At 64.4% G+C, this 21,161-nt stretch carries 22 protein-coding genes; 12 read left to right on the forward strand and 10 right to left on the reverse strand.

Annotation, left to right across the window (positions count from 1 at the left end):
• The first annotated feature begins 13 nt into the window (after positions 1-13).
• Positions 14-307 carry a hypothetical protein gene (locus tag ACOQPD_RS12835; protein ID WP_420612351.1) on the forward strand — a complete coding sequence of 98 codons (294 nt, stop codon included), beginning with the start codon at positions 14-16 and terminating at the stop codon, positions 305-307.
• A gap of 11 nt (positions 308-318) precedes the next feature.
• Here the strand turns inward: ACOQPD_RS12835 and ACOQPD_RS12840 are convergent, their stop codons facing one another.
• The 5 genes from ACOQPD_RS12840 to ACOQPD_RS12860 form a co-directional block, all read right to left on the reverse strand.
• Positions 319-2,544 (reverse strand): sensor histidine kinase, encoded by a 2,226-nt coding sequence (locus tag ACOQPD_RS12840; protein ID WP_420612352.1) that lies wholly within the window; start codon positions 2,542-2,544, stop codon positions 319-321.
• A 2-nt stretch (positions 2,545-2,546) separates the two neighbouring features.
• A complete protein-coding gene (locus tag ACOQPD_RS12845; protein WP_420612353.1) occupies positions 2,547-3,803 on the reverse strand; it encodes an ABC transporter substrate-binding protein in 1,257 nt (418 codons plus the stop codon).
• Positions 3,804-3,817: 14 nt separating this feature from the next.
• Entirely contained in the window at positions 3,818-4,255 is a 438-nt protein-coding gene (locus ACOQPD_RS12850; RefSeq protein WP_420612354.1) for an ATP-binding protein, read from the reverse strand.
• Between the two features lie 11 nt (positions 4,256-4,266).
• Positions 4,267-5,475, reverse strand: coding sequence for a PP2C family protein-serine/threonine phosphatase (locus ACOQPD_RS12855; RefSeq protein WP_420612355.1), 1,209 nt, complete (start codon positions 5,473-5,475; stop codon positions 4,267-4,269).
• A gap of 83 nt (positions 5,476-5,558) precedes the next feature.
• Positions 5,559-5,894 carry an STAS domain-containing protein gene (locus ACOQPD_RS12860; protein ID WP_420612356.1) on the reverse strand — a complete coding sequence of 112 codons (336 nt, stop codon included), beginning with the start codon at positions 5,892-5,894 and terminating at the stop codon, positions 5,559-5,561.
• A 393-nt stretch (positions 5,895-6,287) separates the two neighbouring features.
• On the opposite strand from ACOQPD_RS12860, the gene ACOQPD_RS12865 reads away from it, so the two are divergent.
• A complete protein-coding gene (locus ACOQPD_RS12865) occupies positions 6,288-6,740 on the forward strand; it encodes a DUF2269 family protein (RefSeq protein ID WP_420612357.1) in 453 nt (150 codons plus the stop codon).
• A gap of 38 nt (positions 6,741-6,778) precedes the next feature.
• On the opposite strand, the gene deoD is transcribed toward ACOQPD_RS12865, so the two are convergent.
• Positions 6,779-7,510, reverse strand: coding sequence for a purine-nucleoside phosphorylase (deoD, locus tag ACOQPD_RS12870; protein ID WP_420612358.1), 732 nt, complete (start codon positions 7,508-7,510; stop codon positions 6,779-6,781).
• On the reverse strand, positions 7,479-7,661 hold the full coding sequence (locus tag ACOQPD_RS12875; protein WP_420612359.1) for a hypothetical protein: 183 nt from the start codon (positions 7,659-7,661) through the stop codon (positions 7,479-7,481). Before ACOQPD_RS12875 ends, deoD begins: the two co-directional genes overlap by 32 nt.
• Before the next feature lie 144 nt (positions 7,662-7,805).
• Here ACOQPD_RS12875 and ACOQPD_RS12880 point away from each other — a divergent pair, with 144 nt between their 5' ends.
• Positions 7,806-8,576 (forward strand): IclR family transcriptional regulator, encoded by a 771-nt coding sequence (locus tag ACOQPD_RS12880; RefSeq protein WP_420612360.1) that lies wholly within the window; start codon positions 7,806-7,808, stop codon positions 8,574-8,576.
• Positions 8,577-8,651: 75 nt separating this feature from the next.
• Here the strand turns inward: ACOQPD_RS12880 and ACOQPD_RS12885 are convergent, their stop codons facing one another.
• Positions 8,652-9,182 carry an HD domain-containing protein gene (locus ACOQPD_RS12885; protein ID WP_420612361.1) on the reverse strand — a complete coding sequence of 177 codons (531 nt, stop codon included), beginning with the start codon at positions 9,180-9,182 and terminating at the stop codon, positions 8,652-8,654.
• A 201-nt stretch (positions 9,183-9,383) separates the two neighbouring features.
• Here ACOQPD_RS12885 and ACOQPD_RS12890 point away from each other — a divergent pair, with 201 nt between their 5' ends.
• Both ACOQPD_RS12890 and ACOQPD_RS12895 read left to right on the forward strand, forming a co-directional pair.
• Positions 9,384-11,234, forward strand: a complete 1,851-nt coding sequence (locus tag ACOQPD_RS12890) for an AMP-dependent synthetase/ligase (RefSeq protein ID WP_420612362.1) — start codon at positions 9,384-9,386, stop codon at positions 11,232-11,234.
• A 54-nt stretch (positions 11,235-11,288) separates the two neighbouring features.
• Positions 11,289-12,272 (forward strand): 2-hydroxyacid dehydrogenase, encoded by a 984-nt coding sequence (locus tag ACOQPD_RS12895; RefSeq protein ID WP_420612363.1) that lies wholly within the window; start codon positions 11,289-11,291, stop codon positions 12,270-12,272.
• Here the strand turns inward: ACOQPD_RS12895 and ACOQPD_RS12900 are convergent.
• Both ACOQPD_RS12900 and ACOQPD_RS12905 read right to left on the reverse strand, forming a co-directional pair.
• The gene (locus tag ACOQPD_RS12900; protein WP_420612364.1) at positions 12,257-12,898 is read right to left on the reverse strand and encodes a thiamine diphosphokinase; all 642 of its coding nucleotides are present in this window, start codon (positions 12,896-12,898) and stop codon (positions 12,257-12,259) included. The two genes, ACOQPD_RS12895 and ACOQPD_RS12900, sit on opposite strands and share 16 nt — an antisense overlap.
• The gene (locus tag ACOQPD_RS12905; RefSeq protein ID WP_420612365.1) at positions 12,899-14,308 is read right to left on the reverse strand and encodes a hypothetical protein; all 1,410 of its coding nucleotides are present in this window, start codon (positions 14,306-14,308) and stop codon (positions 12,899-12,901) included.
• Positions 14,309-14,372: 64 nt separating this feature from the next.
• Between ACOQPD_RS12905 and ACOQPD_RS12910 the strand changes: the two genes are divergently transcribed.
• The 7 genes from ACOQPD_RS12910 (at position 14,373) to ACOQPD_RS12940 (ending at position 21,092) form a co-directional block, all read left to right on the forward strand.
• Positions 14,373-15,008, forward strand: a complete 636-nt coding sequence (locus ACOQPD_RS12910) for a NifU family protein (protein WP_420612366.1) — start codon at positions 14,373-14,375, stop codon at positions 15,006-15,008.
• 216 nt (positions 15,009-15,224) lie between these two features.
• The gene (locus ACOQPD_RS12915; protein WP_420612367.1) at positions 15,225-16,358 is read left to right on the forward strand and encodes a PstS family phosphate ABC transporter substrate-binding protein; all 1,134 of its coding nucleotides are present in this window, start codon (positions 15,225-15,227) and stop codon (positions 16,356-16,358) included.
• Between the two features lie 199 nt (positions 16,359-16,557).
• A complete protein-coding gene (gene pstC, locus ACOQPD_RS12920; protein ID WP_420614390.1) occupies positions 16,558-17,502 on the forward strand; it encodes a phosphate ABC transporter permease subunit PstC in 945 nt (314 codons plus the stop codon).
• A gap of 59 nt (positions 17,503-17,561) precedes the next feature.
• Positions 17,562-18,866 carry a phosphate ABC transporter permease PstA gene (gene pstA / locus ACOQPD_RS12925; RefSeq protein WP_420612368.1) on the forward strand — a complete coding sequence of 435 codons (1,305 nt, stop codon included), beginning with the start codon at positions 17,562-17,564 and terminating at the stop codon, positions 18,864-18,866.
• Positions 18,863-19,714, forward strand: coding sequence for a phosphate ABC transporter ATP-binding protein PstB (gene pstB / locus ACOQPD_RS12930; protein ID WP_420612369.1), 852 nt, complete (start codon positions 18,863-18,865; stop codon positions 19,712-19,714). The genes pstA and pstB overlap by 4 nt, the downstream gene beginning before the upstream one ends.
• Positions 19,711-20,400 carry a phosphate signaling complex protein PhoU gene (phoU, locus tag ACOQPD_RS12935; protein ID WP_420612370.1) on the forward strand — a complete coding sequence of 230 codons (690 nt, stop codon included), beginning with the start codon at positions 19,711-19,713 and terminating at the stop codon, positions 20,398-20,400. Before pstB ends, phoU begins: the two co-directional genes overlap by 4 nt.
• Positions 20,397-21,092, forward strand: coding sequence for a response regulator (locus ACOQPD_RS12940; protein WP_420612371.1), 696 nt, complete (start codon positions 20,397-20,399; stop codon positions 21,090-21,092). Before phoU ends, ACOQPD_RS12940 begins: the two co-directional genes overlap by 4 nt.
• Positions 21,093-21,161: the final 69 nt, after the last annotated feature.

Genomic DNA, 21,161 nt, shown 5'->3' on the forward strand with positions numbered 1-21,161 from the left:
GCGCCGGCTCCGTATGAGCTACCTGTTCTCCCAGGTCAAAGAGGTGCAGATGTCGGATCACGGTTCGGGTCAGGTTCGGGAAGGCGACGAGTCGCACGACGCCGGAAGCGACCTGGCCTTCGGTATGGCCATTATGAAGGGGTCTGCCATCGGTCTACCCCTCATGATCGTTTTCATGACCGTCGCCGTGTGGATGATGACCGGCCAGAGCTGGCAGACTTCTATTGCGACGGCCCTGCTACCCGGTGTCCTGTTCGGAGTGTTCGGCGGTGGCTTCCTCGGCATGCTCCGTGCGATGAACCACTGACGAGGGGTTACTCACTCGTCCTCGTCGAAGTCGTTCTCATCTTCATCCTCATCAGGATCGATCAACCGGTCGGCGTACGCCTGATCGGCTTCGGCCGCTCCATCGGGGCGCCTGAGTGGTAGCTCGACCGTCATCTGGGCGAACTCGCCCTCCTCCGTATCGACCGAGATGGTGCCGCCGTGCGTCCGCACGATGTCGCTCGAGAGCGCCAGGCCCAGACCGGTGCCCTTGTCGGTGGGCTTGGTGGTGAAGAAGGGATTGAAGATCTTGTCGACCACGTCAGCCGGGATACCGTCCCCGTTGTCGCGGATCATCACCTGAACCCGGTCACCGACCCGTTTGGTCATCAGCCAGACGGTGGGCATGTAGGGCGTGTCCCCGCGAGGTGTCTCCAGGATCGACACCCGCTTGGAGTCGGTGGAGTGGCAGGAGTTGCCGACCATGTTGAGGAATACCCGGCCCAGGTCCTGCGGGATGGCTTCTATGTCGCCTACGTCGGGATCGAAGTCCCGCTCGATATGCAGCTGGAAGTCAGGATCCACGGCCCGGGCGCTGTGGTAGGCGAGCTGGGCGTGTTCGTTGAATACGGTGTTCAGGTCCACGATCTGCCATTCGCCACCACCGCGGCCCATCATCAGCATGTCCTGCACGATGCGGTTGGCCCGCTCGCTGTGCCGGCGAATCCGGTCTAGGTTGTCGGTCAGATCATCGACGATCTCGTCAATCTCATCTTCGTCCAGATCGTCCTCCTCGAGGATCTCCTGCAGCTCTTCCAGCAGCTCCTCGGAAGCCTCCGAGAAGTTCTTCACGAAGTTCAGCGGGTTCCGGATCTCATGGGCCACCCCGGCGGTGACCTCGCCCAGGGCGGCCAGCTTCTCCTGCATGACGATCTGGTCCTGGGCGCGTTCCAGCTCGGAGAGGACCTCTTCCAGCTGGCTGTTTTTCTCGACCAGCTCCGCGGCCATCTTCTCGACCAGGTTGAGGCGCTGGACCTCGAGCGCATGGCGCCGGAATACCTCCAGGGCGGCGGCCATGTCGGCTACCTCATCCCGACCCTTGATGTTGACCTCGCCCTCGAGGTCCCCGTCGGCCATCTGACGCATGCGTGCCGAGAGCATGTGGATCCGGCGGAGCAGGATCCGGCCGACGAAGCCGTAGCTGATGGCGAAGGCTGCGAGCACGCCGAGGATGCTGATCGTTACCAGCAGGGCGCGACCGGTGTTGATGGCGTTGTCGGATGCCTGATTGGCCGCATCGGCCGCTTGGTTTGCCGACGTGACCAGGCCGTCGACCTCCGTAGTCAGCTGTGCGGCCAATTCGGTCGCGTGGAGCAACAGGGCGTCCTGGCTCTCCTCCAGCCTGAGCTTCTCGATCAGGAGACCGAAGCCGTCCCCCTCAGCCGTGGCCGTACTGAGCAGTTGATCGAAGAGCGGGGTCAGCGAGGTATGGAGATCGGTTCCCTCTATGGCGCCCAGGCTGATCGCCAGGCGCCCGGAGGTCGATTCGAAGCTCTCCTGTAGGGGTTCTATGTAGGCGACGTCCGAGACGCTCAGGCCGCTGGACAGGAGTTGGGTCGCCAGCGTGGCTTCCGACTTGAGCGCTGCAAGGTGGCGGTAGCGGTTGAACTCGGTCTCAGATAGGTAGAGGGTCCGGCTGGCCGGCGGTTGGCCCAGATCGCGAAACCCGGTCAGCTGGTAGAACAGCTGATCGTCGATAGCTGGGACGATTATGTCGTCGAGTTGGGAACGCAGGTCGATGATCAGCAACCTCAACGCCTCGGCTCGCTGGACGAGGGTGTAATGCTCGGAGAGTTGTCCCTGGATCCGGTCGATGTTGAACAGCAACTGGAAAAAGACCGCTTGCGCATTGGGAATGTAGGTCCGGATATGGTCTTCGGTTCTCGCCAGCCTCTGCAAGAGGAGGATCTGACTCTCGAACCCCTCCTGGGCTTGCCGGATCTCTTCGGTGATCGCGTCCACCTCGGTAGGCCGGCTGGCTACCAGTCTGGGCGCTGCCGCGGCGAGGGTTCGGCTGTACTCGGCCATCCTGAAGGCGGCCTCCATCTCGGGCAAGCTCTCGTTCTCCACCCTGTTCTGGGCGGCGCCGACCCGGTTGAACGAGACCCAACCGACGAAGCTGGCCGCAATGGTCAGCGCGACGACAGAACCGATCCCGATGTACATCTGGGTGGATATCAAGGTGCGGAGCGCCCAGAGACGACCGAGCCAGTTCGCCACGGCTATATCCTCTTGATCTCTTGCGCCGGTTCGTACCGGCCTTCGCTGTTGATGAATGTAAGGAAGACGCGGTCCGAACCCTGGTTGTCACCCGGGCCGAAGGCGAGGGGGAACCCGTCGATGTCTGTGGCGCCGCCGTCCAGTAGGCCTTCCAGGAAGCAGGCACGGGTGGGCTCGAGTCCGCATGCGTCCAGGCCGATGATGGCCAGCCGTCCCGACAGGTAGCCCTCTAGCGACACGAAGCTGGGCGACGCATCCGGGGCGTAGGCTGCCAGGGCGTCGATGTAGGAGGCTACGACCGGTATGGACGTATCCGTGGGGAACGGCACCACCTGGGTGACGAACACGCCCTTGCCGTCGGGGCCGAGCTCTCTGGCCAGGGCGTTGCTTCCCACGAAGGAGATGGTGATGAAGATGGGATCGAAGCCGATGTGTCTGGACCAAGCGATCAGGGCTGCCACAGGCCGGTACGCGCCGACCACGATGACCGCCTCGGGATTGCCCAGGGTGAGATCGATGAGGCCGGTCTTGATGGCCGTCGTGTTGCGAGGGTAGATCCCCACCGACACGGGCTGCATGTTGCGCCGCTCCAGTGCTGCCTGGGCGCCCTGCAGTCCGGTCCTGCCGAACGAGTCGTCCTGGTACATGATCGCGATGCGTTGGATACCCAGGTCCTGGGTCAGGCGGGCCACCATCTCCTCCGTCTCCTGGGCGTAGGAAGCCCGGAGGTTCACGATGTTGCTCCAACTCTCGGACCGCAGGAAGGCGGCGCCGGTGAAGGGCGCCACGAAGGGGACCTCCGCTTCGGCGGCGACCGGCGTGGCGGAACGGGACGTGGGCGTTCCCACCTCGCCGATCAAGGCGAATACCTGCTCGTCCTCGATGAGCTGGAGGGTGTTGGCGATGGCCAGTCCCGGTTCGTAAGTGTCGTCGAGGGTGATCAGCTCCAGCCGGCGACCACCCACCCCACCATTCGAGTTCGCCTCGTGGAACGCGGCGTTGATCCCCAGGCTCATTTCCAACCCCAACTCCTGTGCCGGGCCGCTGAGAGCCGCCGACTGACCGAATAGGACCCGCTGGTCGTCCACGCCGGGAGTGCCCTGGCTCTGAGCGACCGTGGTAGCGGAGGAAGTTGTGGTGGGATCGGTGTTCGACCCGTCTCCGCCTGGTTGGGAGGACCCGCAACTGACCAGCACGAGGCCGAGAATGCCGGAACCGATAGCCCGAAGGGCACGTGGCCGGCGCCTCCTGTCCGCCACCCGGTCAGAACCCCCTATTGGGCTCGCCCTATGGTGATGGTCAGATGATTCCAACCCTCTTCCCTTCGATAAGCGAGGTCGTCCACCATCTCCCGGATGAGAAAGAGCCCCAGACCGCCCACCGGCCGATCATTCATGGACGCGTCGGGGTCGGGAACCGGCGCGTCCCTGGTCGGGTCGAATGCAGCGCCGTTGTCGTGCAGCTCGACCACGATCTCCTCAACGCCGGGACTGATCGATACCTGGAGCTCGGAAAGGCCCCCTTGGCGACCGTAGGTCATGGCGTTGAGCGCCAACTCCTCCAGGCATAGCTGGACCAGGTAGAGCAACTTGGGAGACCAGTCGTCCTCCTCTCCCATGGCTTCGACCTGAGCGGAGATTCCGGCGAGCATATCGGCGCTGGTCTGCTGCTTACCCTGCTCGAAGTCCAGGACCAGCGAGCGCGAGGTCATCGCTATCCCTCCTAATCCCTGGAGATGGACAGACAGGTTATGTCGTCCGATTGGGGCGTGTCACCGGCGAAGGCGTGCACTGCTGCGAAGACGGCATCGTTGGTGGCCTGGGCGGATGTGGGCGGGGTGTCCCGGAAGATCGTCTGCAAGCGCTCCACGCCGAACTCTTCGCTCTCGGCATTCATGGCTTCAGTGACGCCGTCGGTGTACAGCAGGAGGGTGTCGCCGCGTTGCAAGGTCAGTGTTCTCTGCGGGAAGGGTATTCCTTGAGCGATTCCCAGGGCGATCCCGCCGATCTGCGGGACGAACTCCGAGCTTCCATCGGCGTGGATAAGCAGGGGAGGGTTGTGGCCGCCGTTCGCGTAGGTCAATTCGCCGGTCATCGGCGAGTACACCGCATAGAAGACAGTTACGAACATGGCGGTCTCGTTCTCCTCGTACAGGAGATCGTTGACATCGGACAGGACATCCCCGGGCTGCGGCAGCCCGATGGCGGTCCCCTTGAGGAGGGTCCGGCTCGACATCATGAACAGCGACGCGGGCACGCCTTTGTCGGAGACATCGGCGATGGCGAGTCCGATGTGATCCCGCTCCAGCATCAGGATGTCGTAGAAGTCTCCGCCGACGTTGCGGGCCGGTTCCATGCTGGCGTGAATCCCGTAGTTCTCGTGCTGCGGGAATTCGGTCGGCAGGATGGACTGCTGGATCTTGCTGGCAACGTCCAGCTCGTTCTGAAGCACGACCAGCTGATCGCGAGAGGCGAGAGCCTCGCGCCACTCCACCAGGTTGCGGAGGGTTCTGGCAATCGTGTGGCGAAGGTCCTTGAAGTCGAGCGGCTTGGTAACGAAGTCGAAGGCCCCCCGGTTCATGGCGGTGCGGATGTTCTGCATGTCGCCGTAGGCGGAGATGATCACGGAGCGGATGTTCGGATTGACGCTCGGTATCTGCTCCAGCAACGTCAGGCCATCCATCTGTGGCATGTTGATATCCGACACCACCATGTCGATGTCCGGATCGGCGTTCAGCTTCTGGAGGGCCTCGACTCCGTTCTGCGCGAAGGTGAACACGTACTTACCGGAACGGATGGGACGGCGCATCCGCTGCAGCATGAGGGGCTGCAGGTCCGGCTCGTCGTCGACGACCAGTATCTTGTACGGGTAGGTGTGGCCCAACTCAGGGCCTGATTCGCCAGACCGGCGGGATCGCTTTTCCGATGCCATGACTCAACCTCGATGATTCTCGCTATCCGGGGAGTGCCGGACGGCCGGGTATTGCGGTCACCGAAACAGGGTTTGCCCGTTTCCTACTTGAGCGAGCTGACAGCATCGGCTCCAGAGTCGAATATGGCGATGATCTGGTCGAACCCGCTGATGGTGAAGATCTCCTTGACTGAACTGGAGAGCGAGCACACCCCGAACCCGGTTTGCTTCTGGCGGAGTTCCTTGGCGAGTAGCAGGATTACCCGCAGGCCGGCACTGCTGATGTAATTGATGCCGCCAAAATCCAGAACGACTCCGTTATCGTCGTCGTTGACCACCGCCTGAATGGACTCCAGGAACTGGGCGGAGTTCGATCCGTCGATCCGGCCCTCGGCGTTGATCACGAGCACCCCGTCGGTCCGTTCGGTGTTGATTTCCATGGTTACCCTTTCCTGGATCGTTTGGTGTCGACGCTTCCTAGCAGGAATCGGCACGCATCAGTTGCCCGAGTTCTCCACTCTATCGAATGTCTGCCACTGGTACACGGTTGAGGGTGTTGGTTCGAGTCGCCTACGGAGGACTCAACGTCGTTTCGCCTCTCGATCAGAGGGACGCCGATGGCTGCGGCCCCAGGGCACCCGACCGGTAGGATAGTGTCTCACCCAGGGTCTTGCACCCCGTACCTCCTCGATCCTCCCGCCACCGTACCACGGGGCGGGACAACCCCTGACGCCCGGTGTCGGGGAATCGGTCGGCGCTCCGAATTCACCGGCAACCGGCAGGGGTTCCGAGGTCACCACTAGCCTGGTCAAAGAGCGCGGAAGGGAGTCCCAATGTTCGAGTTGATGCAGTTCCTGCATATCCTGGGCGTGGCGGCCTGGTTCGGCGCCAACCTGGTCCGGGCTTTCGCCCGCGGTCCCCTGACCAGGAAGGACGACGAGACCGCCGCCGCCTGGCACCGCCTCACCGTTTCCATGGGCCGGGTGATCCACACTCCGGCCGCGATCGTGGTGTTCGTAACAGGGTTCGGCCTGGTCGGCCTGGCGGAAGGCGCCTACAGCATGTCCGATCCGTTCGTCGTGGTAGGCATCCTGGCCGTCGTGATCGGTGCGGTGCTGGCGATGACCGTCATAGGCCCGAACGGGAGACGGATCGCAGCCGCATACGAGCGGGCTGACCACGAGCAGGCCGCTGCGCTGTCACGTCGCTCCAGCCTGGTGGGCTGGGTCGATACGGCCGTGCTGGCCTTCGCTGTCCTCGTCATGGTGACGCGCTGGGGAGCCTGAAACCCGGAACCCGGCTCTCCGGCGGGCCTGGTCCGACTCTACGGGGCCGGCTGGACCCCTTCCAGGTTGTGGATCGCCTCGAGCGCGATCTTCACCATCTGGTCGAACGTGCCCTCCCGCTCGGCTGACGAGGTCTGTTCCCCGGTCACGAGGTGGTCCGAGACGGTCGCGATGGCGAGTGCCTGAGCACCTTCCTCGGCCGCGATGGCGTAGAGCGCCGCCGCCTCCATCTCCACCGCCAGCACCCCCATCCGCTGCCAGACCGCCAAGGCGTCGGTGTAGCTGTTGTAGAACAGATCGGAGGAGTGGAGGTTGCCGACATGGGTGTCGATCCCCATTCCGTCGGCGGCATCGGCGGCCGCCCTGAGAAGGGTGAAGCTGGCGGTGGCTGCGTAGTCCCAGCCGTTGTAACGGGTTCGGTTGATCCCGGAATCGGTGCCGGCGCCGATCGCCATGATGACGTCTCTCATCTTCACGTCGGCGGAAATCCCGCCACAGCTTCCCACCCTGATCAGCCGGCGCACGCCGTAGAAGCGGGTCAGCTCGGTGATGTAGATCGATGCTGACGGCATTCCCATGCCGGTGCCCATGGTGGACACCGGAGTTCCCTTGTAGGTGCCGGTGAACCCCAGCATGTTACGAACAGCGGTTACCTCGGCTACGTCCTCTAGAAACGTCTCTGCGATGTAACGGGCCCGGAGCGGGTCGCCGGGTAGCAGGATCGAGCCGGCAAACGCGTCATCCGGCGCTGAGATGTGCGGAGTGGCCATGGGTGCCGCCTTTCCGGGCGCTCAGAACCAGCCAGGAACAGCTGGCGCAGAAGTTGTCGCCCTCGTCGGGATCGAGGGGGTCACCACAGGAGGCACAGGCAACAGCATCGTCATTGCCGTATTCGTTGTCCATGGTAGTTATCCCATACATTGTCCACATCCCTAGATTAACCGAGACTCCCGCGGTTCAATCCTGCCGGTCCGGTCATGTGCCGAGTTTCTCGATGCGGTCACGGTCCACGATGTGGTACGTTCCCCACGCGGGGTGGTACGTTCGGCATCGGGAGATCCGGCAATGGGCAAGGTGCAATCGATCGATCGGGCCTTCACCATCATGGATGCCATCTCGGCTTCCGACCTGGGTATCACCGAGCTGGCCGAGCGGGTCGGGATGCCTAAGAGCACCGTGGCCCGGCTGGTCAAAACCCTGGTGGAGTTGGGCGCCGTGGAGCGGATCTCGCCCGGTTCCACCTACCGGATCGGTCCTCGCCTTTCTGGTCTCTCGGCCGGCAGGGGCCGGGGGGTCGAGCTGGTGGCTCGTGCCCGGCCCCATCTCAAGGTACTGGCCGATGAACTGGGAGAGGACGCCGGGCTTGCCGTGCCTGACGGCAACCGGGTTCACTACATCGCTCAGGAGGATGCTGTCAACAACGTAGTGGTGAGGGATTGGACCGGCACCCTCCTCCCCATGCATGTGGTCCCGTCCGGGCTGGTGATCCTGGCCCACTGGCCACCCGACCAACTGGATAGCTATATCGCCGCCGACCCCGAGTCCTATACCCGGTTTACGGTGACTGACCCCCGGCTGATCAGGAAGCGCCTGAAGTCGATCTGTACCAAGCGCTATGCCTGGGTCATGGACGAGTTCGTCGAGGGGATCAGTTCTGTCGCCTCGCCTGTCTACGACGGCCGGATGCGGGTGCTCGGGGCGATTCACGTCCACGGCCCGTCATACCGCTTCCCCGGCTCGTCCGACCGGGACGCTATCGCCGCTCTCGTGGTTGAGGCGGCCGAGCGCGTCTCGATCGCGCTCCCGGCGGACAGCGGGCACCCGGGTAGGCGGTAACCGCAGCCTCTCGTCGAACGGATCCGGTCCGACCGGCGCCGATGTTCCGTTTCCCGGCGCGGACGTGGATGCCTGTCAAGGGGTGTCGTGATGGCGGGTCGAGATCACCCGTCGCGCCATCGGTTCGAAGAACTCCAAGGGTAAGGACTCGTAGCCGGGGTCGAAGCAGTTCTGGTCGTATCGGGCGCAGAATTCCACCGTGTCGTCGTACCACGGGTGATCCTTGTACCTGTCTCGGGCGTTGCGATCCCGGCCGTAGTGGTGAAAGTAGTAGTAGCCCTGGAAGAGGCCGTGGTGCCTGATGATCCAGTAGTTCTTCTCGGATATGTAGGGCCGCAGTATGTCCGCCGCCACCTGGCTGTGGTTGTAGGGGGAGATGAGGTCACCTATGTCATGGAACAGGCAGCACACCACGAACTCCTCGTCCTTGCCGTCCCGGTAGGCACGGCTCGCTGACTGGAGGGAGTGCTCGAAACGGCTGATCCGGTAGCCGGTGTCTCCCTCGTTCCATTGGACCCACTCGAGAAGGCGGTCCACGTAATCGGTGTGGAGGCGGTGTTCCAGCCTCTCAAGGAGTTGGTAATCCTCCTTCGTGCCGTCTTCCATCCGGGTGAATGAAACCTGTTCCACCACTGTCCCTGCGTATGATCGGACACAGGATAAAGCAGCGCCGAGCGCGAGGTCCTCCCAGGGACGGGAACTTCATGGCGGCAATGGCGACTCCCGAAACAGTGCCTCCATTTGTTCGCGTCGCCGCCGGTGGCTCGGTAACATCGCGACGGCGGGTATTTCTCCGGGGAGGCAGTAATGAACAGCGAAGTCGAACACCAGCGTCAGGCCATCGAGGCGGCAATCGGCGACATGACCCTGGTCGGACTGCTCCGCCGGAACGCCGAGCGGTTCGCCGATCAGCCGGCCGTCCATTGGAAGGCCGGTGATGAGACCCGCACCCTGACCTGGTCCGGGTATCACGGCCAGGTCGTGGAGGTGGCCGCCGGGTTGCGCACGCTCGGAGTCGAGGCCGGGGCCTTCGTCGCCATCATGGGGGGCAACCGTCCCGAGCACGTGATCGCCGACCTCGGGATCTTGCATGCGGGCGCCGTTCCCGTTTCGCTGTACAACACCCTTGCCGCCGAGCAGATACAGTACATCGCCGATCACTGCTCCGCCCGGGTGGCGGTGCTGGAGAACGCCGAGTACCTGGAGCGTTGGCAAGGAGTCTGGGAGGACCTGCCGAACCTGACCCATATCGTCGTGATGGAGCCGTCCTCAGACAGTGACGACGAGCGGATCCTCTCCTGGGACGCTCTACGATCAGCCGGCCGGGAGGCGCTGGCGGGGGATCCGGAGTTGGTTCAGCGGTCTTCCTCGGCGGTGGCGCAGGACGATCTGGCGACCCTGATCTATACGTCCGGCACGACCGGAGTCCCGAAGGCGGTGATGATCAGCCATCGCAACGTGCTGTGGACGCTCGAGTGCGTCGCTCGCACCTACTCCCTGCCGGATCACGTGCGACTCGTGTCCTACCTGCCCCTGGCGCACATCGGCGAGCGCATGGCCAGCCACTACGTCAGCATGTGGTGGGTCGGAAGCGTCCGCTACATCCCGGATCTGACCGAGGTGGCGGCGGCGGTTCAGGAGACCCGGCCGCATGTCTTCTTTGCCGTGCCCCGGGTCTGGGAGAAGTTCCACGCCGGTCTCATGGCGCGGGTCAACGCCGAGCCCAACGCCCGGCGGCGGGCTCTGGCGCTCGGCGCCATCGAGCTTGCTGTCGAATCCCAAAGGGCAGAGCAGGAGGGCCGCCATCTCGGGCTGGTCGACCGCCTGAAGCTCCGGCTGTTCGATCGCATCCTGTTCTCCAAGAAGTTCCGGACCGGCCTCGGTATGGACGAGCTGAAGCTGGCTATCTCGGCCGCAGCGCCGATATCGCCGGATCTGTTGCTCTTCTTCCGGGGTATCGGCCTGCCGGTCTTCGAGTTGTACGGGATGACCGAGTCCTCCGGTCCGGGAGTTTCCAACGTGCCGGGCGCCAACCGGATCGGGACCGTGGGCCGGGCCATGCCGGGAGTGGAGTTGGCCGTCGCCGATGACGATGAGATCATGATGCGGGGCGGACTCATCACCGGCGGCTACTACCGGGACCCGGAGACGACCGCCGCCACGTACGGCGAGGACGGATGGCTGCACACCGGTGACCTGGGACGCCTGGATGACCACGGCTTCCTCACCATCGTCGGGCGCAAGAAGGAGATCATCATCACCGCGGGTGGTAAGAACGTGGCGCCGGCTCGGCTGGAGAACCTCATCAACGAGCATGCCCTGATCTCCCAGGCCTGCCTGGTGGGCGACGGCCGCCGCTACCTGACCCTCCTGGTGGCCCTCGACGCCGACATGGCGGAGGGCTGGGCCGAGAGCCAGGGCTTGGAGTACCGCAGCCTCGACGAGTTTTCCCGCCATTCGCAGGTGCTCGAGGAGGTTGACCGGTTGGTGGAGTCGGCCAACGCCCGGGTCTCACGGGTGGAGCAGGCTCGCAAGTGGACGGTGGTGTCGGAGACATGGTCTGCCGAGACCGGCGAGCTCACACCGTCACTCAAGATGAAGCGCCGGGTGGTGTTGGAGCGCTACGCCCGCCAGATCGAAGAGCTCTACGACGACTGAGCACTCCGTGCGGTCGGGACGGGGCGCTGGCACCGGGGCCAGGTGGCCGTGGATATGACTGGCGCGCACGTGGTGGTCACCCGCCAACCGCCCGGGGCCGTCGTGGAGATGCTCGGGGCAGTGGCGGCGGTGTGGGTCTTTCCCGAGAATCGGGCCATCCCGAGGGCTGAGTTGCTGGCGCGGGCGCGTGAGGCCGACGGTCTCTACTGCATGCTCACCGACCGCATCGACACGGAGTTGCTGGATGCTGCCGGACGCCTCGAGGCCATCAGCCAGATGGCGGTGGGCGTGGACAACATCGACCTGGCTGCTTGTACGGCTCGGGGCATCCCGGTGGGCTACACCCCCGAAGTCCTTACCGAGACCACCGCCGACACCGCGTTCGGTCTGCTGATCACGGCTGCCCGCCGGTTCAGGGAGGGTCTGGAGGATGTGGTGGAGGGCCGTTGGGGGGAGTGGGATCCGATGGCGCTGGTGGGCCAGGACATCGCTGGATCCACCCTGGGCATCGTGGGTCTCGGGCGTATCGGGCAGGCCATCGCCCGGAGAGGTGCGGGGTTCGGCATGCGGATGCTCTACACCAAGCGGAGCCGGGACCGCCGTGCCGAGGAGACTCTGGGAGTGGAGTACCGCACCCTGCCCGATCTGCTGGCGGAGGCGGATCATGTGGTAGTGGTGACCAGCTTTCACGCGGGCACGCACCACCTGATCGACCGAGATGCTCTGGCGGCCATGAAGCCGACTGCCACGCTCGTGAACGCGGCCCGGGGTCCGGTCGTCGATACGGACGCGCTGGTAGAGGCGCTCGCCGGCGGGACGATCGCCGCCGCCGGCTTGGATGTGACCGATCCCGAACCCATCCCGGCGGATCATCCCCTGGTGGCGCTGCCCAACTGCTTCATCGTCCCGCATATCGGGAGCGCCACCGTCCGTACCCGTGTTCAGATGGCGGAAAGGGCGGCGTCCAACCTCGTGGCTGCCTTGGAGGGCCGACGGATGCCGTATTGCGCCAACCGCGAGGTCTATGAAGCTAGATGATTGAAGATGGCGAGAACGGTGCCCTCGCCCACCTCGATCTCGACCTCCTGACCCAGTGCGATGTTGCTGATCCCCACCGAGCCGTGAACCCGGAGCGAGGCGTCGTGGAGCGGCCATCGGGCGTGCTCGAGATGCACGCCGTGGGCGTCCTTGCCGATCGGGATGAGGCTGAATAGTTCCCCCGGCGAGGTGGGAATCGTCCTGCCACCCCGGACGACGTAGGCCGTTTCCCGCTCCATGACCCAATTGACCGGAACGTGCCGGGCCGCCGGGCTCCCGATCACCCCCACGTTGCCCAGCAGGTGGTCGAGGCGCCCGCCCCCGCCTCCGACGAACACGATCGCGCTCGGGTCGGAGCGGAGCGCAACCTCCAGCGCCAGCTCCAGGTCGGTGGCGTCCTTGTCGGGTGAGTGGGCTTCGATGACGGTCTCGCCGTCGAAGATCCGGTCCAAGGCTCTTCTGGAGATCGAGTCGAGGTCACCCACCAGGATGTCGACGGTCACAGCGGCGCCGGCGGCGATGTCGGCGCCCGAATCGGCGGCTATGACGAGGTCGGCCGATCCCAGCCCGTCGATCCGTTCCGGCGAGACCGGATCGCCCCCGACGAACACATGAATGACGGCCATTCAGGTCCGTGGCGAGAACACTGCCATGGATCCGGCGCCCAGGAGGACGGGACGCTCCTCCTTGAGAGGCTGGAGGAAGACGTAGTCCTCCCCCCGGTCGGCCGCGGCGTACACGAAGGCCGAGCTGTCCGGCGCCCAGAGCGTGTGGCTGTGGCCGTACTGATTCCAGAATGGGATGTAGCTGCGCAGGAAGTTCTCGGAGGGGGTGATGCTCGGGTATGCGGTGATGGCGCCGTCCTGGTACACGTCCATGGAGAGCCGGCGCTCCTCGTTTATTCCGAGGAGGAGGATCTTCCGTCCGTCGGGGCTCCACTGCCAGGCCACGGTGTTCGGGGCGTCGACTTCCGCCACTTCACCGCTATCCGGCTCGACCAGGTACATGGAGGCGGTATCGGCCAGGCTGTGGAGTGAGTAGGCCACCAGCGTTCCATCGGGAGACACCGCGAAGGAGAAGAAGCCGGCCCCCGTTCCGATGACGTCGATCCGGCCGGTCTCCAGGTCGTGGATTACCAGTTCGTCCTGGGCTCCCTCGCTCTGGTCCTCGGCGGGACGCACGTACACGATCGAGTCACCATCGGGCATCCAGGACGGCGCCTGGTAGGCGGACCAGATGAAGTCGAAGGTCGCTACCGGGGTGATCTGTCCGGATGAGGCCTCGATTATCTGGAGCCGCGAGTTGTCGAGGTAGGTCAGCACCCGCGAGCTGTCCGGCGACCAGTGGAAGTAGTAGGAGACGGCGGCGTCCACCATCTCCACCACCCCGGTTTCCAGGTCGAGGATGGCGAGAGCAACCTTGGAATCGGCGGCTCCCAGCATCGCCACGGAGCGACCGTCCGGACTCCAGTGGATGTAGAACGCCGCGAACGGTGTCTCGTATGTGACCAGGGATCCTCCGGTTCCGGGACCGATGCCCAGCCAGTTGCCGGTACTTGAGGCCCGGGAGAAGGCCACCAGCCTGCCGTCAGGCGACCAGCTGGGCTGGGCCAGGTAACCATCTGCTGTCTCCACGTACAGCTCGTTCCGCTCCGCCCCGGGGCCGAGGACGGTGACGCCTCCGCCGAAACGCCCGTCGACCAGCACCGGGCCGGTAAGCGCCTCTACGCCGCGATCCGACAGCTCCAACCCGGTCGGGATGGTGGGTGTGGCGGCTGCCATGGTGGTCGTGGTGGTCCCCGCAGCGGTGGCGGTGGTGGTGGGTTCCGGACCTGCGTCGGTGGTGGCCGGCAGGGATGCGGCGGCCTGATCGGTGCCGTCCGCCGTAGCGATAGTGGTTGCCGCCGCGGACGGGTTTCCCTCGAACACGACCTCGTTGCCTGATGTGGAGCAGGCGGCGCCGAGAGCCATCATCGCCGCGACGAGGGTCAGCGTTCCGGATCGCCACGATCGGGCCGCGCCTGCTCGGAGGCTCATGTGCGGACTGTACCCGACTCCCGACGGCTACGGTTGCCGGAACGGGTGGCTACCCTTGTCAACCATGACTACTGACGCACTGATGACCTTCAGCGAAGAGGCCTTGGAGCGGATCATCGAGATCCGTGATCAGGAGCCGGGCGAAGAGGAATACGGACTGCTGATCGAGATAACCGGCGTTCAGGGACTCCAGTTCGGATACTCCCTGTCCTTCGTGCCGCTCGACGAGGCGGAGCCGTCCGATCATATCGAACGCCACGGTGAGCTGGCGGTCGTTATCCCGGCTTCGGACACCGGGAACATGACCGGCGCCCGGCTGGCCATGTCCTCAAACCCCATGACCCCTGGACTGGCCATCGACAATCCGAACAACCCGTCGCCGGACATTCCGGACTTCGACGCCGGTGACCTCACCGGTCCGATCGCCGAGCGGGTGCAGACGGTCCTCGATCACCAGGTGAACCCTGCGATCGCGTCCCACGGAGGTCAGGCCCGCCTGGTCGGCGAGGAGAACGGCGTGGTCTATCTCCAGATGGGAGGAGGATGCCAGGGTTGCGGGATGGCCGCCCAGACCTTGCGCCAGGGTATCGAGCGGATCCTGCGTGAAGCCATCCCCGAGATCGTGGAGATCGTGGACATCACCGACCACCAGAGCGGCGAGAACCCCTACTACGCGGCATCCCACGCTCACTCCCACTAGTTAGGGCTAGTTCTAGTTGCTAGTTGATTGACCCGCCCTGGTTCCCCTCGAGACCAGGGAGCCATCGGTTCGGGCGGGGGCACCGACGACCTATCAGCCGAGGGACCGGATTCCGATGGCTGGGTAAAGGTTTACCTCGCGTTCACCCTGGAAGTGCGATCCCTTAACCCTGACGGCATAGCGTTCCAGCGTGAATCAAGGGTTAGGAGAGCCTAGATGTCAATCGGCAAGTTCTGGCGCCCGCTCGGGCTACTCGTGGTCGTGGCGCTGGCTGCCGCGGCATGCGGTGGGGGAGACACCTCAAGCCAGGTGACCACCATCGCCACCACAGCCGCCACCCAGGCGGCCTCCTCGGCCGAGCCGAGCGACTCAGGCGATTCGGGAGCCGCTGCGACCACGCAGGCTTCATCGTCCGGGTCTTCCGACGCTGCGGACAGCTCCTCAAGCTCCTCGTCCGGTAGTCGTGGGTTGCCTGCGGTTGATCCGTTGGCGGTGTCTGGGAATATTGCGGTGGCTGGTTCGTCGACTGTGTTTCCGTTGGCGGAGGCGATGGCTGCTCGGTTCGAGGATGAGGGTTATTCGGGTTTGATCACGATCGACTCGATCGGTTCTGGCGCCGGTTTCGAGCGGTTCTGTGTGGCTGGTGAGTCGGATATTTCGAATGCGTCGCGTCCGATCAAGGACTCGGAGGTGGAGTCGTGTCGGGCGATCGGTCGGGATCCGATCGAGTTCCGGGTGGGGACTGATGCTCTGGCGGTGACGGTTTCGCCTGGGAATACGTTCGCTACCGATTTGACGGTTGCGGAGTTGGCGGTGTTGTTCTCTACGGCTACGACTTGGCAGGATGTTCGGGCCGGGTTCCCGGCGAATCCGATCCAGCGGTTCATTCCGGGGACGGATTCGGGGACGTTCGACTACTTCGTCGAGGAAGTGTTCCACGAGGATGAGGGTCCGATCCTGGCGGCCGGGAATACGCAGTTGTCGGAGGATGACAACGTGTTGGTTCAGGGCATTTCGGGGGATGGTTGTGATCCGTCGAATGTGTCGACGACTTGTGCGGTCGGTTTCTTCGGGTATGCGTATTACGCGGAGAACAGCGATCGGTTGAGTGTGATGGATGTCGAGGGTGTCGAGCCGACCACGGAGTCGGTGAACGCGAACTCCTATCCGCTGGCTCGTCCGTTGTTCATGTACTCGACGGCTTCGATCATCGCGGAGAAGCCGCAGGTTGGTGCGTTCCTGAACTTCGTGCTCCAGTTCGTGAACGAGGAGATCGGCGAGGTCGGGTACTTCCCGGCGCCCGACAGTGTCCTCGACAGCGCAGCCGCCGAACTCAACGCCGCCCTATAAGCGGTTTAAGACTGACCGGCGGCGGGGATGCATGGAAGCCGGTCCTCCCGAGCGGGCAGGCCGATGGTCCGGCGGCCTGCCCGCTTCCTCCCGCCGAGTTGATGATGGGCCGGCCACCGGTCGAGAGATATGCCGGGATGGGTAGTCTCGGCTGCGGAAGGGAGATGGACAGATCGCAACGCGTGTGACATCGGAGGCCCTGCCGGTGGCCGGTTCCCTGCGCAAGAGACGGCGTCCCGGCGAGGCGGTGATACGGGGGCTGCTGTTCATCGCAGCCGCCCTGTCGATCCTCACCACGGTTGGCATCGTCTTCGAGTTGGGCAATGAGGCGTTGCTCTTCTTCAGGTCGCAGGAGGCGTCACTGGCCGAGTTCCTGTCCTCCACGCACTGGCAGCCGGCCATCCTCGACTTCGGCATCTGGCCCCTGGTCTTGTCCACGCTGACCACGTCGGTAACGGCCATGGTGGTGGCGTTGCCGGTGGGATTGGCCACCGCCATCTACCTGAGCGAGTACGCCACCCCGCGCGTTAGAGGGACGATCAAGCCGGTGCTCGAGATACTGGCCGGCATTCCGACGGTGGTCTACGGCTACTTCGCCCTCACCTTCATGACCCCGCTCCTCCGGTCCGTCCTCGGGGTGGGCGTGGTGGAGATCTTCAACACCGCATCCGCCGGAATCGTGGTGGGCATCCTCATCATCCCGCTGGTGAGCTCGATGTCCGAGGACGCTCTCCACGCGGTACCGATGTCGCTCCGGGAGGCTTCGTTCGCGGTCGGAGCCACCAAGCTGGAGACCTCGCTTCGGGTGGTGCTGCCCGGCGCTCTATCCGGCATCACGGCGGCCTTCGTGGTGTCGATCTCCCGGGCCATCGGCGAGACCATGGTGGTGGCGATCGCGGCCGGCGCAGGGCCCAAGAACTTCACATTCGGCGAGGACAACCTGTTCGGCTACATCCTCAACCCGTTCGTGGCGGGCGAGACCATGACGGGACACATCGTCCGGATTAGCGGCGGTGACCTGAGTTACAACTCGATCGACTACAACTCCATCTTCGCCATCGGCCTGGCGCTGTTCGTCATAACGCTCACGCTTAACATCCTGAGCCGCCGGTTCGTGGCTCGCTTCCGCGAGGTGTACGAATGACTCGGTCGGGTACGGAAGCCGGGCGCACGGCCTCAAACCTCCTGCGATCCTCCTCGCAGATGCGGCGCCGGCAGCGCCGGGGGCTCATCGCGAGGTTCGCCCTGCTGGCGGCCCTCATGGTGGCGGTGGCGGCTCTGGTGACCCTGATCGTCACGATCCTGAACTCGTCATTCGGCCTGGTGGCTGTGGAGAACGCCCGGTCCCCGAGCGAGCTGGTGGCGAGCCGGGGATACCAGGCGGACACTGCGCTCGGCGACATAAGCAAGGAGGATCTGGTAGCTCTCCTCGAGGCCGAGATCTCGACCAACCTGGGGCGCCGGTTCGAGCGGGAGCAGCGCTTCTTCGACCACCGGCTGGTCTTCGAGGATCCTTACGTTCTCAACGATCTATGCATGACAGCGGAGCCACCGCCGGCGTGCTACCTGCCCGCCCGGGGCCACTCCGATGTGGAGGCGCTGGTTGTGGAGCGGGTAGTGGAGCCGACCATCGTCGGCACCTGGTCCTTCTTCTCGTCCACATTCAACCGTGACGAGATCGAGGCACACGCGGCGGAGAAGTACCCGGGCGCGGAGTTGGAGTACCGATCCTGGCTCTCGTGGGACTTCGTGATCAGCCCGCAGTCGCCCGAGCCCGCTATCGCCGGTGTCCGCACCGCACTGCTCGGGTCGCTATGGGTGGTGTTGATCACCCTGATCTTCTCCTTCCCCATCGGGGTGGGTGCGGCTATCTACCTCGAGGAGTATGCCCGTGAGAACCGGTTGACAGCCATCCTCCAGACCAACATCAACAATCTGGCCGGCGTTCCATCCATCATCTACGGGATGCTCGGGCTGGCGATCTTCGTCCGGACCCTGGAGGTCATCACCAGCGGTTCGTTCCTAGGGACGGGTGGCGAGGCGACCGCCAACGGCCGGACAATCGTCTCGGCCGGCCTGACGCTCGGCCTGCTGATCCTGCCGATCATCATCATCAACGCCCAGGAGGCGATCCGGGCCGTTCCGGGCTCGCTCCGGCAGGCGGGTATGGCGTTGGGATCCACCAGATGGCAGACGGTGCGCTCCCATGTTCTTCCGAACGCCCTGCCCGGCATCCTGACGGGCACCATCCTGGCGGTCGCTAGAGCACTCGGAGAGACCGCCCCGCTGGTCGTGGTGGGCGCTTCGACCTTCATAACCACCGATCCGGCCGGGCCGTTCTCGAAGTTCACCGTGCTGCCGATCCAGATCTACCAGTGGACCAGCCGCCCTCAAGACGAGTTCCGCAACATCGCCGCCGCGGCCATCCTGGTGCTGCTGGTGTTGCTCCTCACGCTCAACACGGCGGCGGTCATTCTTAGAAACAAGTATTCTCGGAGGACAGCATGACGACCGTGGGCAAGCCTGTGGTGAACGAGAGGAAGAGCGTCGACTTGAACGTTCCGGTGGGAACCGCGACCGAGGTGGCTACCTATACCGTCGCGATGGAGACGGTTGACCTCAATTCCTATTACGGCAAGTTCCGGGCCGTCAGGGACGTCAACCTGTCGTTTCGCGACCGCCAGATCACAGCCCTCATCGGGCCGTCAGGATGCGGTAAGAGCACCCTGTTGCGAACCCTCAACCGGATGAACGACCTGGTCCCGGGCGCCCGGGCGGAGGGCGAGGTCCGGTTCCATGGGCAGAACATCTTCGATGCGTCCGTGGACCCGGTGGAGCTGCGCAAACGGGTGGGGATGGTCTTCCAGAAGCCCAATCCGTTCCCGAAGACCATCTACCAGAACGTGGCCTGGGGCGCCCGGATCAACGGCATGAGGCAGAACCTGGACGAGTTGGTCGAGTACTCCCTTCGCCAGGCCGCCCTCTGGGACGAGGTGAAGGACAAGCTCGACGAGAGCGGCTACTCGCTGTCCGGCGGCCAGCAGCAGCGTCTCTGCATCGCCCGCGCCATCGCGGTAAAGCCCGAGATCATCCTGATGGACGAGCCGACCTCGGCGCTCGATCCGGTTGCGACCCTGCGGATCGAGGAACTCATCCAGGAGTTGAAGGTCAACTACACGATCATCATCGTCACCCACAACATGCAGCAGGCGGCCCGGGCATCCGATCACACGGTGTTCCTCAACATGGACTCCGACCGCGCCGGGTACGTGGTGGAAGCGGGGACCACGGGCACGCTCTTCACCAAGCCCGCCCGCCAGGAGACCGAGGACTACATCACAGGTCGGTTCGGATGACCGAGTTCCGCAGCCTCTTCCATTCCGAGCTCAACCAGCTCGAGGTCCTTTTGCTCGACATGTCGGAGTTGGCGAGGGACCAGATAGACAACGCGGTGGAAGCGTTGCTGCAGGGCGATGCGGAGCTTGCCCACCGGGTGGTCCTTGGTGATCGCGAGATCGACCGACTCTACGTGGAGGTGGAGCGGCGCTGGCACGAGGTGATGGCCCGCCAGACTCCGGTCGCCTCGGATCTGCGGCTGATGTCGCTCATCCTCCAGGCCGGGCACAGCCTGGAACGGATGGGCGACCAGGCGTCCAACATAGCCAAGATCGTGGAGGCGACCGCGGGCCTTCCCACCAACCGGACCATCCTCTTGCACATCCGGGAGATGCGGTCGATCGTGGTGCCCATGGTGGAGACGGCCATGGAGGCGCTGGTCAAGAGAGACCTCAATCTCGCCCTCCGGCTGCCGGAACTGGACGATCCTGCCGATTGGTTGAATCGCAACATGTGGAAGGAGGTGGCCGCCTGTGCCTCCAATCCCGAGCTGCTCGAGTGGGCGATCCGCATGATGCTGGTGTCGAGGGCCCTGGAGAGGGTCGGCGATCGGGCGGTCGACATCGGCGAGCAGGTGGCGTTCTTGCTGACCGGCGAGCTGCACGAGTTCCCCGAGGGCTGGATACCCACGCCCAGACCGGCATGAACGCAACATCGATCCTGGTGGTCGAGGACGAGGAGACCCTCGCGGAGTCGCTCCGCTACAACCTGACCCGGGAGGGTTACGAGGTCACGGTGGTCGACGACGGCCGCCTGGCCCTCGACACCTTCCGGGCCAAGGCTGCCGATCTTGTGGTTCTGGATCTGATGCTGCCCGGCTTGGGAGGCTTTGACGTGCTGAGGCAGATCCGGGCCTCGTCCGAGGTCCCGGTGGTCGTAGTCACCGCCAAGGACTCGGAGCCCGATGTGGTGGCCGGCCTCGAGCTCGGCGCCGATGACTACGTGACCAAGCCCTTCTCCATGCGCGAGCTGATGTCCCGGATCAGCGCCAACCTTCGCCGCGCCTCCCGGGGTGTCGGTCCGCCCGATTCGCTGGTGCTCGATGGCGGGCCGGTGGTGATGGATGTGGATCGCCATGAGGTCCGAGTGAACGGTGCGTTGGTCGGCTTCCGGCCCAAGGAGTTTGATCTCCTGGAGGCTCTGCTCCTGCGCAAGGGCAGGCTGGTTCACCGCCAGGTCCTCCTTGAGGACATCTGGGGGGTACCTTTCTTCGGCGACCCAAAGACGCTCGATGTGCATATCCGTCGCCTGCGGGAGAAGATCGAGGATGATCCGCGCTCTCCAAAATGGATCGTCACGGTCCGGGGCTTGGGGTACAAGTTCGTCGTTGAGGGCTGACACGAAACGGCGCCGGCCGGCCGAGGTCGGCTGTGGTTCGACTGTGGTCCCTTTCTGGACTGTTCCCTG

The organism is Candidatus Spongiisocius sp., assembly GCF_965221825.1.
Lineage (GTDB): Bacteria > Actinomycetota > Acidimicrobiia > Spongiisociales > Spongiisociaceae > Spongiisocius.